The organism is Paenibacillus sp. FSL R5-0766, from assembly GCF_037971845.1.
Classification (GTDB): domain Bacteria; phylum Bacillota; class Bacilli; order Paenibacillales; family Paenibacillaceae; genus Paenibacillus.
Genome location: NZ_CP150227.1, coordinates 2,143,936 through 2,163,371, shown reverse-complemented (window position 1 = coordinate 2,163,371; position 19,436 = coordinate 2,143,936). Strand labels below are relative to the sequence as shown.

General features: G+C 43.6%; 10 protein-coding genes. 3 read left to right on the top strand and 7 right to left on the bottom strand.

What is annotated here, in order from left to right; all coding sequences use genetic code 11:
* Nucleotides 1–83: 83 nt before the first annotated feature.
* The 4 genes from MKY66_RS09805 to MKY66_RS09790 all read right to left on the bottom strand — a co-directional run bounded on the left by MKY66_RS09805 (nucleotide 84) and on the right by MKY66_RS09790 (nucleotide 4,435).
* A complete protein-coding gene (locus tag MKY66_RS09805) occupies nucleotides 84–1,433 on the bottom strand; it encodes an FAD-binding oxidoreductase (protein ID WP_076209077.1) in 1,350 nt (449 codons plus the stop codon).
* 113 nt (nucleotides 1,434–1,546) lie between these two features.
* Nucleotides 1,547–2,068 (bottom strand): MarR family winged helix-turn-helix transcriptional regulator, encoded by a 522-nt coding sequence (locus MKY66_RS09800; protein ID WP_076209078.1) that lies wholly within the window; start codon nucleotides 2,066–2,068, stop codon nucleotides 1,547–1,549.
* A 44-nt stretch (nucleotides 2,069–2,112) separates the two neighbouring features.
* Complete coding sequence (locus MKY66_RS09795) at nucleotides 2,113–2,922, bottom strand: alpha/beta hydrolase (RefSeq protein ID WP_076209079.1); 810 nt, start codon at nucleotides 2,920–2,922, stop codon at nucleotides 2,113–2,115.
* Nucleotides 2,923–3,385: 463 nt separating this feature from the next.
* Nucleotides 3,386–4,435, bottom strand: a complete 1,050-nt coding sequence (locus MKY66_RS09790; RefSeq protein WP_083656922.1) for an LLM class oxidoreductase — start codon at nucleotides 4,433–4,435, stop codon at nucleotides 3,386–3,388.
* A gap of 152 nt (nucleotides 4,436–4,587) precedes the next feature.
* Here MKY66_RS09790 and MKY66_RS09785 point away from each other — a divergent pair, with 152 nt between their 5' ends.
* Nucleotides 4,588–6,003 (top strand): PLP-dependent aminotransferase family protein, encoded by a 1,416-nt coding sequence (locus MKY66_RS09785; RefSeq protein ID WP_076209080.1) that lies wholly within the window; start codon nucleotides 4,588–4,590, stop codon nucleotides 6,001–6,003.
* A 139-nt stretch (nucleotides 6,004–6,142) separates the two neighbouring features.
* Here MKY66_RS09785 and MKY66_RS09780 read toward each other — a convergent pair whose 3' ends face one another.
* Entirely contained in the window at nucleotides 6,143–8,569 is a 2,427-nt protein-coding gene (locus tag MKY66_RS09780) for a flavocytochrome c (RefSeq protein ID WP_076209081.1), read from the bottom strand.
* A 13-nt stretch (nucleotides 8,570–8,582) separates the two neighbouring features.
* Nucleotides 8,583–9,197, bottom strand: coding sequence for an NADPH-dependent FMN reductase (locus MKY66_RS09775; protein ID WP_076209082.1), 615 nt, complete (start codon nucleotides 9,195–9,197; stop codon nucleotides 8,583–8,585).
* Nucleotides 9,198–9,377: 180 nt separating this feature from the next.
* Here MKY66_RS09775 and MKY66_RS09770 point away from each other — a divergent pair, with 180 nt between their 5' ends.
* Together MKY66_RS09770 and MKY66_RS09765 are read left to right on the top strand one after the other, a co-directional pair.
* Nucleotides 9,378–10,307 (top strand): LysR family transcriptional regulator, encoded by a 930-nt coding sequence (locus MKY66_RS09770; protein ID WP_076209083.1) that lies wholly within the window; start codon nucleotides 9,378–9,380, stop codon nucleotides 10,305–10,307.
* 9 nt (nucleotides 10,308–10,316) lie between these two features.
* Nucleotides 10,317–11,255: an FAD:protein FMN transferase gene (locus tag MKY66_RS09765; protein WP_076209084.1), complete on the top strand. Its 939-nt coding sequence runs from the start codon at nucleotides 10,317–10,319 to the stop codon at nucleotides 11,253–11,255.
* Nucleotides 11,256–11,399: 144 nt separating this feature from the next.
* On the opposite strand, the gene MKY66_RS09760 is transcribed toward MKY66_RS09765, so the two are convergent.
* On the bottom strand, nucleotides 11,400–19,418 hold the full coding sequence (locus MKY66_RS09760) for an immunoglobulin-like domain-containing protein (protein ID WP_339807126.1): 8,019 nt from the start codon (nucleotides 19,416–19,418) through the stop codon (nucleotides 11,400–11,402).
* Between the last annotated feature and the right edge of the window lie 18 nt (nucleotides 19,419–19,436).

The window sequence follows — 19,436 nt, the reverse complement described above, 5'->3', positions numbered from 1 at the left end:
ACGTGTCTTTATTATTAATAATACACAGATGAATTTAACTTCTAATTAGCACTAGCTGCTATTAAAAAATGAATGGCTCTACCTTACACTATCCGAGCCGGAGTGATACTTTGTGGATTGTTGAACACATTTTTCGGGTCATACTTGGCTTTGACTCTCCGCAGTCTGGCATAGTTGGCTCCATAGTACACTGGACCGGAATTTTTGATCCCTTGGTCTGGAACGTTGATATAGGAACCCACAATGTATGGTTGCAATTTCTTGCGAGTATTACGAGCGAGTGCGATATTTTTGGCGGCATGGGATGGTTTGAGCCACGTACTGGTCCATTCCACATAGAACTTCTCTTTACGCCAGAAGAAGGCGGTTGATCTAGGTGATTTGCGACTTACTGCTCCGCCCCAGTTGAGGAAATAGAATCCGCCTGGTCCCTCTTCCAGGTTCTCCAAAAATGTTCGCATCGATTTAATGGCTTTGTCGGGGAATGGTTTTCGTCCAAAACCGGACGAGAACTGGTTGCTATACCGTTGAGTCTCGGTCGGATCAGGTTGTAATAAGAACTTCACAACTTCCGTGTAAGGTAACAAACGAACAATGGAACTTGTCGGTGTGCCAACACTCGTAATCGGCTGCAATAGACGGAGTGCCTCTGTTTTTGACCCTAGGAACAGCCCCTCCATGACAACATTGCCACCCTTTTTCGGTCCGATGGACAACTCGCTGCCCAGTCTTGTATCCACAGAGGGAGCCCACCTCTGCCATACTTTGAGCACCTTTTCGAATTGAGACCATGGCCAGGTGATCTTAAATACAGTTGCTTTCGCTGGAGCACGGCGCACTTTGAATTTGTAACGTGTGTATACTCCGAAGTTACCGCCGCCTCCTCCCCGCGAGGCCCAAAAGAGATCCGAATTACGATTTTTATTAGCCCGAATCACTTTTCCTTTGGCGTCCACCATCTCTACCTCAAGCAGGTTATCACTGATGAGACCGATCGTACGCTGGAGAGGCCCAATTCCCCCACCTAACGTAATTCCACCGATCCCTACAGTAGGGCTGTCACCAAAAGGAGCTATGAAACCTTGCTTGGCAAGGGTATTCGCAATTCTCCCTACTCGGTTACCCGTACCCACAACAACGGTTCCATTTTTTTTATCAAGTTTGATGGAATTCAGATCACTTACATCAATGACAATTCCACCATTAACTTGTGAAAGGTTTACTTCAAGCGCATGTCTGCCGCTCCGCGGCCTGATCGGTACATTATTTTCTCGAGCCCATCGGATAGCGTTGGATACATCCTTCGTCTTTTGGGCAAAAACAAAAACTTTGGGAAATCTGTCCGTATGCGGGTCCCAGTTCTTACGCGCCGCTTCATATCCTGGATCACCTTTGTAAATAACCCGTCCGGTAAGCTTGGTTGATGATTTCACACATCCCACTCCCTGCTGAATAATTGTCCTACAGCCTCTGCTGCATCAAGCACTTTATACTGTATGACGGACATTCGCGGAGGGAATGGGCTGGTGCCCTTAATTTTCAAGGTTCATGTCTCAGATGAATCAATTCTGATTAACTTGCGCGCTTCCTGTTCTTTTTCACCATACCAGACGAGCACGTCGGCAAACAGATCCATGATGCGAACAAAGTTCTGCTTATCTGCTTCTGAAATCTGATCTGCATACTTGAAAATTTCATCAAAGCAAAGCTCCCTTACAAATTCGGTATACTTCGCATATACCTCGCGACCTTTCGGTGAAGGTTTGACGTAAATGTCTTTGCGGTTGCCGCTTAAATGAAATTTTTCGAGTAGACCTTTTTCCGTCAGATTCTTCACATTCTTGGAAAATGTACTGCGGCTTACGCCCAAGCGTGCGGCCATTTCCGACATCTTCTCTTCTTTGTCCTCAGCTTCCAGAATGTATTCCAGCGTCTGAATCTGTGAAGCCGAGAACATCATGTCTGTACCATAACTTCGTTGCAACTTGTAAGTGTTCGAGTACGCATTACCGTATTTGATAATTTTCTCAATCAGTTCCCGATGGTCGCCCATCCAATCTAATTTCATGAGTAATCCCTTTCATGTTCAGATTCTCTCTTACTCTACTGAAATCAGATTCGTTTTTCAATCCATGTAATTGCTTCTTCAATAACATCATCACGAGTCGGTTCATTAAAGATCTCATGCATCAGATGAGCATAAATTTTGAGTGTTTTATCCGTCGAAGCGATATCGCCGTAAAAGTCACGGGAATCCTTTTCGCTGACCAGTCCATCATTGGCCCCATGTAGTACAAGCACGGGATCTGTAAACTGCTTGGGGTTCTCCTTGAGCCATGTTATGCCATTTCCCAAGCTGTTAAATAAATCTACAGAGATCTGCTTTTCAACCAGTGGGTCATTGGCGTAAGCGGATACAACTGCGGGATCACTACATACGCCGCTGCCCAGCTCATTTAGGAAATACGTGCCTGCAGGAAGATCCATTGGCAGTTCTCCGGCAACTTTTGTATTGTATCGAGTGAGGGCTCCGGAGAGCACGATGCCTTTGACCTTGCCTGGATATTTCGTTCCAAAGGACGAGGTTGCAAAACCGCCCATACTATGTCCGATGATAAACAGCGGAAGATCGCCACTCTCTCGCAATGCCGCCTCGACAATGACATGAACATCTTCAATAAGATGATCAAATTCTTTATAGAACGTTCGCTGTCCCTCGGATCTGGCATGACCACGATGGTCAAACCGATACACGCTAAACCCACGCTGATTCAGCTTCTGTGTCAAATAATCGTAGCGCCCTGCATGCTCAGCTAGTCCGTGAACAATAACGACAGCGGCTTTTGCATCACTAACTAAATTTTTACTAGAATATAGCCGAGTACCGTCAAAAGATTCAATTGTTGTTTCAATTATACTCATAATATTTCCCATCCCTCTCGTTACGCTCAAGCACCAAACAATTAAAATTCTTTAGCACAGGGCGTTATTCGTATACTTAAGAATGAAGTCCTTATAATTATATTTGATAAGAACAATATAGTTTCTTATAGAAACAATATTATCACCGTCGACATCCCTTGTCTATATTAAATTAGAGCGCTTACATAAAGACTGTGTCATACCTTTGGCATCATTCCTGATCTGCTGTATCTAGTCGATTTACAGCTTCATGCACGCACGCGGACTAAGCTACGCATTCACTACCTGAACAATCCATAACGAAAAAAACGCCATAATATATTTCGTAATGACGTCTTTTTCGTTATGGTACCTAGGGGATCGAACCCCTGACCTTATCGCTGTCAGCGGATCGATACTCTTCTGATCGTTAACAGAAATGCGGAGAAAAGCCACTTGTGTCATCAGGCAATAATTTTATGCTCTACCACCCTGTAAACAACGGCTTCGGACCCACATGCGTGGGAAAGAGGGGCAATACTTCCTCTGCCAACTCCTGAATCACCTCAGCAGGAGGCCGACTCGAAAAATGAATGCCTAGTGCAGCATGATTAACGCCGACTGTTCGCCATTCCTCCAAAAGCTGAATCAAACCTGCCCGACCTGTACGTAATATGTACCCACCTCGAAGCGGTGTTCGAGGATAATTGACATCTTCCACCAGATCAATCCATTCGTTGGTCATATGCGGCTTGAACATGCCATTAGGTATTTTTTCACGCCAAGCACTAATCTTATGACCGAGCATTTGGGGACCGGATTCGTTTGCCGTTGCTTCGGGATATGTGAGCCAGCCGTCACTGTTCTCCGCAATCCAATCTAAAGACTGCCTGCTTGAACCCGTCACAACGAGCGGAATGCCACCGGCTGCGGGCTTCGGGAGCAATTCAAGCCCTTTCAATTGACCAAGAGAAGATTGAATTGCGCCAGTTCTATCCTGTATAAGCTCACGAAAAAACTCCACCGTCTCCCGGAATCGCACATCACGCTGCTCCCCATCTATCCCATAAGCCGGAAACTCAGCAGGTCGGTCGCCGGAAGCAATCCCTAGCACAAGTCGTCCGCCCGAAAGTACATCAATGGATGCAGCTGCCTTGGCTAAATCAATCGGATGGCGAAGTGTGAAGATCGCGCTTCCTGTTACCAGGGAGACGTTTTGGGTTCTTGCAGCAAGATAGGCAAGATAGATAAATGGATCAAATACTTGTCCAGCATCTCCAAAGGCAGGATCAAATAAAGGAACATCTCGCACCCATACGGCTGCAAAATTTCGTTGATCAATGCTTTCCACGAGGTCAGCTTGACCTTTTAGAACATCCATATGACCTTTATAAAATTTAAGTGGTAAAAACAGCCCGATTGTCAACTGGTCCGGGGCAAACATGCGGCGGAAACCAGGGTGTTGATTGAAGTTGTGCAACGCTTGTGTTGACGGATTTTCTATTCGTTCCATAACATCTATAGGTTTGTTCATTCCTTCTCCTCCTACAACAATAGTAATCCAGTAGACTGATATCTTTTTAATTCGACTGGAACTGATATAATTGTAACCATCGGTTGACCCCATAAGTAGTGACAACTCTCAACAAAATAACAGGGTCAGTTCCTGCAACGAGGAGGATTAGCATGATTGATTTGACATTATTGTTGAACAGAGAGTCTGGAGATCCGTTATACGCTCAGCTTTATCACTATATTAAGAAAGATATTTTGAACGGAAAGTTACCAGCCCATACTCGACTTCCCTCTATTCGCTCACTGTCCAGCCACCTCCACATTAGCCGTAATACAGTGTATATGGCGTATCAACAATTATTAGCCGAAGGTTATGTCCAGAGCAGACCTAGAAGTGGCTTATACATAATGGATTTGAAGCTGGAAGCATTACCCTTGTCCCATGTAGTGAGTAAGGATTGGTTGGAAAACAGTATTCAGGATAGCCCAGAGATTCGATACAATTTTCGTTATGGTGACGTAGATGCCGAGCATTTTCCATTTGCCACTTGGCGCAAGTTATCCAATCAGAGCTTGCTCCAGAACCAAATGAAGTTGTTCTCTTATGGTGATCCTCTTGGAGAACCGGGACTTCGATCTGAAATTGCAAATTACCTGCACAGCTCTAGGGGAGTAAATTGTTCACCTGATCAAATTATAATTGGAGCTGGTGTTCAATACCTGCTCGGTGTGTTATCTGGATTAATAGGTAACGTTAGTCATGGTATCGCGATGGAAGACCCGGGATATGACGGTGTTCGGACGGTTTTTCAACATAAAGGTTTGGACATTCACCCGATTCCGCTGGAAGCAGATGGACTTCATATCCATAAGTTATACAAAAGCAATTCCCGCATCGTCTACATTACACCGTCACATCAGTTCCCCTATGGAATGGTCATGCCGCTGGCCAAGAGAATGCAATTACTAAAATGGGCAACAGATCAGAATGGGATCATTATTGAGGACGATTATGATAGTGAGTTCAGATATGTCGGCAAACCGATACCTTCCCTGCAAAGCCTGGATACTCAACAGCGAACCGTTTACCTGGGGACATTTTCAAAGTGCCTTCTTCCTTCATTACGAATTGCATATATAGTTCTACCACAGACCATGTTAGAGCTACACCGTAAACAAGACTACCGATTATATGATCAAACGGTCTCTCATTTTCAGCAGAACACCTTAGAACTGTTTATGAGTAATGGACATTGGGAAGCCCACATTCGCAAGATGAGGAAGGTATATCGACAGAAGCAATTCACACTTATTTCAATGATTCAGAAGATGATGGGTGCTCGAGTTACCATCATTGGTGAGGATGCAGGACTTCATATTTTGTTGCGTGTGCATAACGGAATGGATGAACACAAGCTGATTGCTACTGCTGAGAAGGAAGGTGTCCAGGTCTACCCGGTATCCCCCTTTTGGGCGCAACCAGCTCAAGCGGAGCAATCCATGGTTCAGATTGGTTTTGGTGGATTGAGTATTGAGGATATTACAGAAGGCGTATCCGCCCTTCACCGGGCTTGGTTTGGGGTCTGAGAACATTCGTGTGAACACGACCACAAAACCAAACCATTTCCACATCAAAAAAACCCGCTTAACACTCGAAAATCCTTGTGTTAAGCGGGTTCTTTACTATGGAACCTGGAGTGATCTATATTTCTTATTTTATAACATTCTAATCATTCATTTCATCAACAGCAGTCTTACCAGCGATTCGTCCAAAAGTAAAGATATCCGTCAAGGCATTACCGCCTAAACGGTTGCCTGCATGTATGCCTCCTGCAACTTCCCCAGCGGCATAAAGATGTGCAATCGGCTGACCGTTTTCATCCAATACGCGAGTTTGGGTATCGATCTTGATACCACCCATTGTATGGTGAACCGCCGGCTTTCTAGGCGTAGCATAGAATGGAGACTTCTCAACTTTTAAGCTAAACGTATCCTTATGGAACTCCGGATCAAAGCCAGCATCCACATATGAGTTATACTTATCAATCGTATTTCTAAGAACTTCAGGTTCCATATTGATTCTCACGGCCAGTTCTTCTATGGTATCGGCTCTGAACAAGGTACCTGCTTCGACTTGACGGTCTATCTTTTCCTGGCTTGTGTTCGCTGCCGTTTTCTTGATCTCGTCATCCGCAATCAGGTAAAATAAACTTCCCTGCTCGATAGCTGCTTTCGTTAGGACATCTCGTCCAGAGAATTCATTAACAAATCGTTCTCCCTTTTTATTAACAATGACAAAGTTTTCAGGCGGTACTTGCAGTCCACTGAAGAGTTCGCCCGTATCCGGATCGGCTACCGGCATCATTTGAGTGAAGCCCATGCCTGTCAGTGCTGCTCCTGCACTCTTACCAAGTGATATTCCATCACCAGTCATCGCATAGGAATTTGTTGTTTTGATATCATCGTCAATATGGCTCCAGTACGTGTTATATTCCTTGAGCATCTGTGTATTTGCACCAAAACCACCACTAGCAAGAACAACCGCTTTTGCATGAATGGTAATTTTCTGTCCGTTAACTCCGGTTGCGATGACACCTGTTATTTCTCCATCTTCGATGATCAGTTGTTTAACCGGGCTATCTGTAATAATTTTCCCCTTATTCTCTTCTACATATTTGCTAAGTGCAATGATAAATGCAGAGCCATAACTTTTCACAGGTTTATGACCGCGACGCCAAAGGGCACCCACTGGAGCAAACACGATGCTTTTATCGTATTCAACACCGATATCCTCAAGCCATTGCACACTTTCCAAGGCACGGTCTGTAAGTACTTTGACCAGATCGTATTGTCCATAGATCATGCTCCCATTCAGGTCCGTACGTTTGCCCCCAAAATACGTTTGCATTCTGTGAAGAAGTGGGGAGTCGAATAAATAAGCCTTTTCTGTGCCGAACTGTTCCTGATACGCATTAAACTCTTCTTTGAGTGCATGGAAATCATCTACATATTCTGGATGGATCAAGCTCTCATCGGTACTTAATAAATTCTCAATCGTCTGTCTTTCCCCTGGATTCTCAGTGAACTGTTGTTGCCATACAGGATCTGCAGCATTGACAGGACCACCTGAGCGGATCGTATTTCCCCCAACAGCAGGATATTTCTCAAGTACAATCGCACTTGCTCCTTGTTGTAAAGCTGTAGCAGCAGCACTGAGTCCTGCGCCACCTCCACCTACAATGACCACATCGCAAGTGTATTCTTCGTCATCTTTCATCTGGCTGCTGGCAGGTTTTGGACGTCTTTTCAGGATGTCAGGGTTCACTCCGGCAAGCTTAACCGCTTTGGCTACACCATTGATGACAGCATTACTGGTTTCAGAAGCACCTGAGAGAGCATCTACATTCAGCGTCTGTCCCTCAATGATTTTATTCGGAATTCTTACAAAAACAACATCGGCGATGCCTTCGGTTTCACCCTTCGAATCGATATCGATGCTTTCAATTCTATTTTCACTAAAGGATACCTTCATCGGCAGATTGCCACTGTGACCTATGGCATTGATCTCATACACACCGGGTCTATAGGTAAACTCCTCTTCTTCGTTGAGCTGATTTGAAATTTTGGCAAACCGCAGGAATCGCAGGAAACATGTTTCCAGGAAATCGATCGTTCCTTCATTGTTCAGGTTACCTGATTCGTCAAATGCTTTATGTGCAGTTCCAAGTAAAAACTCATACCCTGGCATCACGTTAGCTTCGACACCTGGTGCATCCAGAATTTGACGAAGATGCAGCTGTGCACGCGAGGAACCTTGTGTTCCCTGTGACGCACCAATGATCATCACGGGTTTACCAGCCAGCGGATGGATTTCAAAGCTCAACCATTCCAGCAGGCTTTTAAGGGATGAAGGGATGGAATGGTTATATTCTGGAGTCGCAATAATGACACCATCACTTGCCATAATTTTTTCATTAAACGATTGTATAATTGCACTGTTTGTTTGGTTATCGGACTGATTAAACATCGGAACATCTGTAATATCGAGGATTTCAATGGCTGCTCTGGACTCAAAATGCTTTTGTATGAACTGAAGCAGCTTGCGATTATACGATTTCTTTGCATTTGTGCCAACGATCGCTATGATTTTCATTGTGATTAGCCCCCTACTCTTGCCAGGAAAATTTTTTCGTTTTTTTCTTCAACGTCCTTTTTGATAGCAGTTCCGTAGTGATCTCTGTAAACAAAACAAACTCATTGAAGATTTCGGCAAGCTCCGCTACTTTGTCAGCGTTAATGAGATTACCACTGCTATCAAACGCACTCTGTGATTTTCCCAAAAGAAACTCGCTGCTAGGCATCAATCTCGCACCAAGCTCAGGGGAATCCAGGATTTGTCTAAGATGCGCTTGTGCCCTGGAAGAACCGAGTGCACCATGTGAAGCACCCACAATCAGAACAGGCTTGTCTTTCAAGGTTTGAGTGGTATAACTGATCCATTCCAGCGCACTTTTCAACACTGCAGGGATCGCGTGATCATACTCAGGAGTAGCGATAATGACACCTTTCGCTTTAGAGATTTGATCTAGTAAGTCTTGTACCTTCACAGGAATATCAACTTCAGCATCCTCTAATTCATCTTTTTCAATAAAGGCAGGCAAACTCTTAATTTCAAACAAGTCAATCTGGACTTCACTAGCAAAATGCTTTTGCATAAATTGAAGCAGCATGCGGTTAGTGGACACATCCGAATTCGTGCCCACGATAGCTAAATAGTTCATCGTAATCCCCTCTCTGTCATTTGAGATGATGTTCGTAACTGTCAGGTTCGATCTTTCGGCCTAACTCTAACATATCAAAGCTCAAATAATCTAATAGTTATTCATTGCAGTTTGATAACTAATTTGTTATAATCACCTCAAATTCAAAGTTTGTTACTTTTTTCACAAGGGATGAGGGACATGTCTAAATTAGAATCTCAAGATATCTTGTGTTACATTGACAGCCTATTGAAATTCAGTAACTATAGTAGGGCTGCCCAATCTCTTTACATATCTCAGCCCTACCTCACTAAGGTTATCAAGAAAATCGAAAGTGAGTTGGGCTGTGAGCTAATCACTCGCAACAAACTTCCGTACCGATTAACCGAGCAGGGGAAAATATATTATCAATACCTAACGTCACTTGAACATAGCTACGCAAAGCTTATAAGGGAAATCTCATATGTATCGGATATCGACAATAAAGTGTTACGGATCGGCATTCTTCCGAGCCTCGGTGTATACTTAACGCCCCTTTTTCTACCAGATTTTTTGGAGCTTCATCCTGCTTATCAAATTAATCTTGTCGAGGATTTACCTGAAAAAAATGAGAAACGTCTCCAAAATAATGAACTGGACTTCTGGATCGGGCAAAATTCAAGCAGTATCTCCCCTAACTTGAACTCGTTTAACTGGGGCAGGCATAGTTACCAGGCCATCATTCCGCGTTGCTGCGAATTATATCAAGAGAATGTTGCAGTTATCCCGGAGGGCACGATTGAGATCAGCACCATTTTGAATCAAAAGCTTATTCTAACGTCCAAGGGTTCCGCAATCCGAAAACAGATTGATCAATTGCTCAGTGTCTACAAGGTACAGCCTAATATCGTTATGGAAAGCAATGAAATCTACACTGTACTCAAGCTTGCAAAACATAATTTAGGTCTGACCTTTGTGCCTGAAAGTATCCATATCAAGGAGTGCCCTTCTGAATACAACATCTATCCAATCCCTGTAGAGAAGATGAGTCTGGATTATTTTATAGCCCATCATGGAGCAAAAAAGCTGAATAGCGTGGATCATGACCTCATCCATACTTTTCTCAATCACGGACAACAATGTGCGATATAGGAGGCTATCATGAAACCTTTTACGAGAACGATACCGCTTATGGGAACTAACATATCCCTCTATATCGAGGGGACAGATGCTGAAGAGCTTGCCGAGGAAGCAGTGAATATGCTTGTCCGTTATGAACAAGTGTTTAGTGCCAACAGTGAGCACTCCCAGCTTGCCATGTTAAAAAAAGAAGCCGCATCACATCCGCTTAGAGTAGACAAGGAAATGTATGATCTTATTAAGATAGGCAAAGAACACAGCCTGAATAAAGATTCATTTTTAAATATTGCGATAGGGCCTTTGATCAAATTGTGGAGAATTGGTTTTCGCGAGGCACATGTGCCGGAAGATACCGAGATTAAAGCGGTGCTGGAGCTCTTGAATCCGGAGCATATACAGCTTGATGATGAGCAGCAAACGGTTCATTTATTAAGAAAAGGTATGGAGATCGACCTTGGGGCTATCGCTAAAGGTTATTTTGCCGATCAAGTGATGGCATTTTTCAAGGAAAATGGAGCTAGCTCTGCTATGGTTGATATGGGCGGCAATGTCTTGGTTCATGGCGATTCTCCCACCGGGTCCAGTCACTGGAAGGTTGGAATCCAAAATCCCTTTTTACCTAGGGGAAATGCAGCAGCACTCGTTAGTATACGCGAGCAATCCGTCGTTACATCAGGAATATACGAGAGAGTTTTAGAAAAGGAAGGACAGCAGTACCATCATATATTCAGCAGTAAAACTGGCTATCCCATCGAAAGTAATATTGCTTCGTTAACGATTATTGCGGATAAATCGCTGGACTGCGACATCTATACGACAGAATTGTTTGGGTGCGACGCTGTCTCCATTATTCATAAAGTAAATAATATGAAGGATATCGAAGCTGCCGTAATTACTACGGATGGAAATCTGGCCTATACCGATAATCTTAGGGGAAGAATTGAGCCCGTATTAAGGTAAAGTTAACAACTACTTCATTAAACCAGGATCTAACGGCTTCTCCTGCTCACTGATTAAACAGACAATAAAGTGGACGGAACAAGTTCTTCCGCCCTACTTTATTATCAGAGTGAATCAATAGCAACTGCCCTATACTTAACGTGTCTACATCAACCTCAACAAATTATAGATCATCACTGCTGCTTCTGCACGGCTAGCATTCTTCTTTGGTGCAAACTCATCGTTACCTACACCGTTTATTATGCCTGCTCCCTGTATTGCCTCTACCGCTTGCTTCGCATAACTTGCGATGTTTGCTTCATCCTTGAAGGCTGTAGCTTCACCACTTGCTAACGCTAGTTGCTTAATTTGGACAGCCTTGTATACCATAACCGCCATATCTTCTCGCGTAATGTTCTCATGAACTCCGAATCGTCCATTTGGTTTCCCGTTCACAATCCCCAGCTTCTGCGCGGTTGCGATATTTCCATGGTACCATTCTCCTTGCTTCACATCACTAAAACTTGTCGTTGCGCTCTCATCCGATAGCTCAAACATATTCATCAGCATGGTGATGAATTCTGCTCTTGTCACTTGACCATTCGGATTAAACTCGCCGTCGCCTACACCCTTCACAATGCCTCTTGCTCCCAATGCTGAGATCGCATCCTTCGCCCAATCTTGGGTCACATCCTTAAAGCTCGTTGCAACATACGCTACCGTATACTTGCTTAGATACGTTGGCTTGAACTCTACTTTTCCTGTCGCTGCATTGTATTTACCATTCGTCACCACTCTTAGCTCTCCGTTGTCCTTCACATCGTATACAACGACGTTGTTTGGATTTTCGCCAGCCTTTAGTGTGTATGGCAATTCAATCACGAGATCATCTCTGCCATCAAACTCTGTACGTTTCTTACCATCAATCGTTAGCTCGATATCGTATACGACCTCACCGGTTAGCCCAGCTTGTGCACTAGCTGGCAGTTGATTAGCTGTTATTTTCTTAATCGACAATCCTAACGTTTTCCCTGCACTTGTTCCTGTTCCAAGCAATTCGGTTGCCACGGTTACAACTGCAGAGCCTGTGTTGATCTCGATGCGATCTACCGTAGAAGATCCACTTGTTAAACGCGCATCTACTGCTAGCTCAATCGTTAGCCCGTTCAAGCTTTCATCAGCTTCGACTCGCACCCGTAGCTCACCGCCTGTCGTTTGATCAAGCGCACGCTTCACCGTATCCGCACTTAACTTCACGTTAGAAGCACCGCTATCACTTACGACTGGCTTAATGTTTATTTGACCGTTGTCCGTGACCACTGGCTCACTTCCACCTGGAGTTGGTGGTGCTGTAGGTGCAGGGATTTTACCGCCATCACTTCCATCCCCACTGCTTGGTGCTTGTGGTATCCCATCAATCAATGGTGTTACCGTTACCGTAGCGCTGGATGATAAACCACCATCCACTGTAGTTACTGTGATCCTTGCTGTTCCTGGTGCCACCGCTATTACTTGACCTGTCGCACTTACAGTGGCTACAGCTGTATTGCTTGAGCTCCATGTTACTGCTTTTTTCGTTGCATTAGCTGGTGCTACCGTAGCTGTCAATTGCCCTGATTGACCTTCTACGATGGACAACGTCGTTTTGTCCAAGCTAATTCCGCTAACGGGTACGGTCTTCCCGTTGAGTGCATCATACTCACTTTGTGTAATTGGAATTACCGTTCCGTGACGCGGACTAGCCGGTAAGTTGTAGTTAGAAGATAATGTCCAGACACCTGATGCAAGATTGGTTGTCTCGAATGGAACATAACCTCTTCCACCAAACTCATCTACGAATAAATACCATTTTTCATCTGTATTTGATTTGAAGATCGTTGGACCCTCGACCCATTTGATGTTACCAACGCCTTGATTAATCATCTTGAAGGTTGGATCTAAGATCGAGTCACCCACCTCTTGGAAGATCATCTTGCCAAATGGAGCAGAAGCTCCATTGTCTTGCTCATCCTTCGTAAAACGATACACTTTTCCTTCATGCTCAATCATCGTTGTGTCAATGATGGAATATCCATAATCCAAATATACTTGCGGTTCAGTAAACGTATAGAAATCTCTTGTCTTGCTATACATCATTTTTTGATAAGCACTGCCTGTATGGGATGCATCATCAAACATTCTTGATGCCCAAAATACGATATATTCACCCGTTGTCTTGTCGTACATAATTTCTGGTGCCCATGTATTACCCGCTTCTTCCGGTGCAACCTCTACCATGCGTTGATCTGTCCAGTTGACTAGATCATTCGATTCCCACACCATAATGGAACGACTGCCCCATGTCTGTGCTCTGCCCCAGTTACCATTGCCGTTAATTTTCAGATCGGTAGCGATCATGTAGAACTTGTCACCTTCAGGCGAACGAATAATGAACGGATCACGTACCCCCTTCTCCCCTAAGGTAGAGGTCAATACAGGTTTACCATCATTCAATTCTCGCCAGTTCAACGGATCATTGCCGTTACTTAGTGCAAAGTAAACTTGCTCGCCTGTTGCAGTACCTTCTCCAGTGAAATATGTGAAAAAGTATCCCGCATAATTTTCATCAGCAGGCAGTTCCTTCACCTTTGCAATGAATTCCTTCGTAGTGGATGCTGAATTTAATGTAATCGTAGCTGTAAGCTTCACGTCTACATTTCCACTACCGTGTGCCGGACGTTTTACTTCTCCAGTAACTGAAACGACGTTCGGTTGAGCAGAAGCCCAAGTAATTGTTGTTCCATATAGTCCAGATGCTGGTAGTGTTATATAACCTCTTACATCATTAATGTTATGAACGACTAGTGCTGCTTTTGCTTCATCTACAGAAGTGACATCGTTTGGCAATGCCTTAACTGTCAACTGAAAAGTTTTGTTAACTGTCTCTGTACCATCTGTAAATACTGCTGTTAACGTTACAACTTGATCACCTTTTGCGTTAGCTGGTCTGGTTACGGCACCTGTAGTTGAGATGACATTCCCCTTATCTGAAGTCCAGCTTATTGTTGTGCCATAAGCTCCTGATGTTGGCAATGTGACATTGCTTATAATCGTATCTTTTGATGCATTAGCAGCAAGAAGATCATGAATCGTTAATTTCTCCGTCGCAGCCGATACAAGCATACCCTCCATCAAAGCAATCTTCTGATCTGAATGGGCCTTAAGTGATGTAATATCTGCCGCAGTCATCGCACCATCATAGATTTGGAAGTCTGCAATCATACCACCGAAGTATGGATCAGCTGGATAGAATGACTTACCGATGTATCCACTGCTGCCTGAAGTATTTTTTATTTGTTCTAGTGTCATTCCATTCGTTGAGCCTGATGCAACTGCAACACCATCAATATAAAGCGTTAGTGTACCATCCGTGCCTGAAACAACAGTCGTAACGACTTTCCATTCATTATTCTTTAAGCCTGTGGTAGAAGTTGATGACTCATTATTCCAAGCATTCGTCGCGATACCAAGGCGAGCTAGACCGTTAGCATTATAACGTGGAGTGAAGTACGTATAGTGCGTGTTATTGTCTGGTCTTCCTAATGCATACAACCACTCCGCAGCGTTTTTACCGCTCCAGTTCACAATGGATGAAACGGTCATATCCGTTAATCCATCGAGTACTCCTTGTGGTAGCTCTACATAAGAGTTAGTTGTGCCACCAGTAAAGCTTAGTACACCAGCATCTTGTGTACGAATCCATTCTGCTTTTGACGGATTCATCCATTTCCCGTTGAAGTTTCCTGTTTGGTCAATAACCGTCGTACCATCGATATCATTCATATCGTAGTGAAGAATGAGCTCTGCCCCAGATGGCTGCTCTACTGGAGGAGTAACGTCTTCATCAGCTAATGTTGCAATCTCTTCAACGGATAATGCACGATTATAAATACGGAAATCATCAAATTTACCATCAAATAGACTGTGAGAGCTGTTTCTCGATTTACCAATATAATTCATCGTTGTTTCCAGTAACATTCTCGGCTCAACGTTAAATGTCGAGCTACGTTTAACCTCTTGACCATTCACATACAATACTGCATCAAATTCATCCATTGTAATGGCAACATGCTGCCAAGTCTTCGTTGGTAATAACCCGGTATTTCTCACCGCATATTTATATTCTGATCCGAGTTTCGTGCTGTCACTGCTAAATTTCTCTGTAAAAGGTGTTACGACAGCAAACTCCAGACCACCTGTATCCCCTTGTGTGCTCAAGTACATCGTGTTGCGGTTAACCTGTCTGCCTGTCTCGGAAGCAAAATCAAATATTCTTTGATTTGCTTGATTGCTGTCCATTTGAACCCATGTAGAGAACGTAGCCTTCTCAAGATTCAAGGATTGAATCAAGTTATCTGGCAGCTTCACATATCCTGTTGTTCCATTAAGCTCTAGTGCACCACCCGTTTTACCGATACGATCCTCTTCATTAATCGTTGCTCCACCTACTAGTGTTGCGTGATGACCATTACCAGAAATGTCATTCAACGTTGTACCATTCACTGTATTTGCATCAAATGAGTAATGTACAACCGGGTCTGTTGCTGGTGCTGGACCTTTCCATGCATACTTCTCTTGCAAAGCATCATACTCTGCACGTGAGATTGGAATTACCGTTCCGTGTCGTGGTCCTGGCGGAAGTGCATATTGATCACTACTTAATACATTGTTCATATATTGCGTGCTACTATCCAGATCTGTTGTATATCGGACATGATATGGCCATGAATCAAGGAACAGATACCATTTGTCTTTATTATTATCCTTAAAAATCGTCTGCCCTTCGTTGTTTCCATTATTTCCGATCAAGCCAAGTTTATTATCACGTGTACCCGGAACAGCGTCGTATTGAAGGCCGTTAGCTGCAATATTGTCCTTGTCATAGTAAAAAGTTGGTGCTTTCTCCACATACACTTTAGTATTTACTTCTGATTTGGTGAATCGGTACAACATATCATTATGCTCAATAAACGTTGTATCAATGGTCGGAAGTGACTCATCAATCATGACCTTTGGCTCAGAGAAGTTGTAGAAGTCTCTTGTTGTTGCGTAGTACATCACATTGTACTGACCTGCAGGTCTTCCGTTATAATCACCATATGTCTCTGTGTTTTTCATCGATGATGCCCAAAATACGATATACTCTCCAGTTACCGGATCATAGATCGCTTCGGGTGCCCACGTATTTCCTCCAGTCTTAGGAGCAACCTCGATCATACGCTGTTCGCTCCAATGAACGAGATCCTCCGACTCCCAAATCATCATGTAATGACTACCCGTAATTTGAGCTTGGTCGAAATTTGTACTTTCACCCATTTTCAAATCGGTTGCCAGCATATAGAATTTATCACCTTCTGGTGACCGAATAACGAATGGATCTCGAAGTCCTTTTTCACCCATATCCGATTGAAGGATCGACTTACCGTTATTCAACCCTTTCCAGAACAATGGATCTTCTGCTGTAGCGAAGGATATCTCTTCACCACCCTCATATTCACCTGTAAAGTACGCAAAGAAGTACGCATCAGGCTGTACTGGCGCAGCTGCTTTTTTAATCGTGACGTTAAAAGTACGCTCTTTAGAAGCTGTACCATTCGTAATTGTAGCTATTAGCGTAACGGGTATATCCGTAGCTTGACGGCTTACCCAGCCTAACTGTGTAGCGTTACCAGCCGCTTCAGCCGTTCCTTTAACAACCGTCGGTCTGCTAGATGTCCATGTAATGCTGGAGCCTTGTTCACCTGTAGTTACAAGACGTACGTTACCTTTTACGTTGTCCGCATTGTAAATCTCTAATTGTTCAGCATCCAGATCAACCTTCTGCTCGTCATCGAATTGCTTCAAGATCGTAACAGGGAATACAGCTGTAGTTGATACTCCTTGATACGTTAAAGTAGCCGTAAGCTCTGCCTGAACATTACCTGCTTGAACAGCTGGACGTTGTACAATGCCATGGTTAGAAATGACAGTAGGATGACTGGAACTCCAAGTAATGCTCACGCCGTTTTTACCGCTTGTCGGTAATGTAACGTTTCTCGTTATCTTATCGGTGCTTTTATCGCCTTCACCTAAGAAACTACTGATGTTAAGTTGATTTGCTGCATCATCAACAGTGAGCTGACGTATTTTTGAGATGTGAGTTGCTCCTTCTTGTTGATATAACTCGCCTACTTCTTGCTCTGTCAAGGCGCGATCATATACTTGAAAATCAGCCACGCTACCTTGAAGGTATGGATCGTTTGAGAAGATTGATTTACCGATAAAACCAGAGAACGTAGCATCCGGATTAATAATTTCTGACAGCTTTAGTCCCTTCGCATTACCCGAAGCAACCTTAACTCCATCCACGAATAACGTTATCCTATTGCTAGCTTCGGACAAGGACACCGTTACATGCTTCCACTGCCCACCGATCAGGTTTGAGTTTGCGCTACCTGTAACTAATGCTTCGTTTGGCCAGCCATTTTTAGAGATACCTGTAGCAATCATATTACCTGATCCGCTACCGTGCCGTGGGGTTACGAAGAAATATTTGTTCGTTTCTGGTGTTAATACAGTACCCAAACCGAAGATCCAGCGATTTGTCCCATCATTCGTCCAGTTCACGATTGAAGATACTGTAATCTCATTCAGACCGTGTAGTAGATCTAGTCCATTTGAGCCCTTAGGAATCTCAACATGCCCACTATTCGATGTAAAGCTTCCACCATTGAAGGAAATAAAGCCAACCTCACTGTTTGAAATGAATTGTCCATTGTTTGGATTTCTAAATATTCCGTCAAATGTAACTGCCTTGTTGGCAACATCCTTCAGTACGAGTTGACCGTCTACTTCTTCAGTCGTTTTCATGTTGTAATGAAGAATAAGATCATCTTTTAGCGATTTTCCCTTAACGGTAACGGCTGATGTAGCTGTAAACTCTCCATCTTCCGTCTGTACCGTAATTGTGGCTGTACCTTCACTAACAGCTGTAACTTTACCCGTTGAATTGACAATCGCTATACTGGAGTCACTAGATGTCCAGATAACTCTTTTATTCGTTGCATTTGAAGGTGAAATCGTAGCCACTAATGTCTCGCTGTCCCCCACTGATAAAATAAATGTAGGTTCATTAAGCGAAACATTCTTAACGGCAATCTGCTCAATAGAGTCATCCTTAGGTAGTAAGGTAACAATGAACTCCTTCGTTGCCTGGCTTCCACCCAAAGAAATGGTTGCAGTTAACGTCACTTGTTGTTCAATTTCTCGTAAGATTACTTCACCCGTTGGACTGATCGCACTCTCATCACTAGACGTCCATGAGATCATTGCGCCATTCTTATCTTCAGTAGGTAGTTCAAGAGATTCTGTAACTGCCGATATGTCTCCTAACGTTAGCTCTATTTTGCCTTGTTGTACTTGCTTTTCATTAAACGATTGTTCATATACTACAGCAATATCTTCATTATTTAGTGCCTCTCCGTAAATTCTTAAATCTTGAAAGCTGCCCGCAAAAGTAGCATCGCCTAAATAATTGGAGCGACCGATGTAAGCTTGCAGATCAGTACCAAAGCTTGCTGTTGTTTTCTCTTTGGCGGTCGTGCCTATATGAACACCGTTAATATAACCTGAAATAGAGCGTTCTGTAATAACCGTCGTATAGTGAACCCATTGACCTTCGTATGGTGACGTAGAAGTGCCTGATACTCCTACCTCAGTCGTCCAAGGCTGGTCAACATTATTGTTATTCGTAAATACTGACTTAAAATCACCACTTGGATTCGATGGATTAAACATCCAGTAATTCGTTGGCAAGTTATTGCCAGCTGCTGGAGTACCGTAGAATAACGCTGAGTAGTTCCCACTCCCAGTGTTGCTCTTGATCCATACAGATATCGTTGTATTTTCTTGATTATCAAACAAACCCGTAGGAAGCTGAACGTAATTTGTAGTACTATCTGTTCCCCCAGGCAGAGTGAGACCATCGGTGTACGTAATGTTTCCTACGGCCGTTCCATGCTTTTCATTCCCTGATATATCCTGTACATCCTCAAGCAATGGATAATGTGCCAACATCGTTGGTGTTATTGTGTCCGCTGAAGCTTGATTGCTAAATGGCAGGACAAGACTAAAACAGCTACTAAAGGTCAAAAGAAAAGCTAACATTATGATTGAAATTCGCTT

Excerpts from the sequence above, each read along its gene's own strand:
- MKY66_RS09765 (WP_076209084.1), top strand. The coding sequence starts at position 10,317 with ATGAAACCTTTTACGAGAACGATACCGCTTATGGGAACTAACATATCC.
- MKY66_RS09760 (WP_339807126.1), bottom strand. The coding sequence starts at position 19,418 with ATGTTAGCTTTTCTTTTGACCTTTAGTAGCTGTTTTAGTCTTGTCCTG.
- MKY66_RS09785 (WP_076209080.1), top strand. The coding sequence starts at position 4,588 with ATGATTGATTTGACATTATTGTTGAACAGAGAGTCTGGAGATCCGTTA.
- MKY66_RS09795 (WP_076209079.1), bottom strand. The coding sequence starts at position 2,922 with ATGAGTATAATTGAAACAACAATTGAATCTTTTGACGGTACTCGGCTA.
- MKY66_RS09800 (WP_076209078.1), bottom strand. The coding sequence starts at position 2,068 with ATGAAATTAGATTGGATGGGCGACCATCGGGAACTGATTGAGAAAATT.
- MKY66_RS09790 (WP_083656922.1), bottom strand. The coding sequence starts at position 4,435 with ATGAACAAACCTATAGATGTTATGGAACGAATAGAAAATCCGTCAACA.
- MKY66_RS09780 (WP_076209081.1), bottom strand. The coding sequence starts at position 8,569 with ATGAAAATCATAGCGATCGTTGGCACAAATGCAAAGAAATCGTATAAT.
- MKY66_RS09775 (WP_076209082.1), bottom strand. The coding sequence starts at position 9,197 with ATGAACTATTTAGCTATCGTGGGCACGAATTCGGATGTGTCCACTAAC.
- MKY66_RS09770 (WP_076209083.1), top strand. The coding sequence starts at position 9,378 with ATGTCTAAATTAGAATCTCAAGATATCTTGTGTTACATTGACAGCCTA.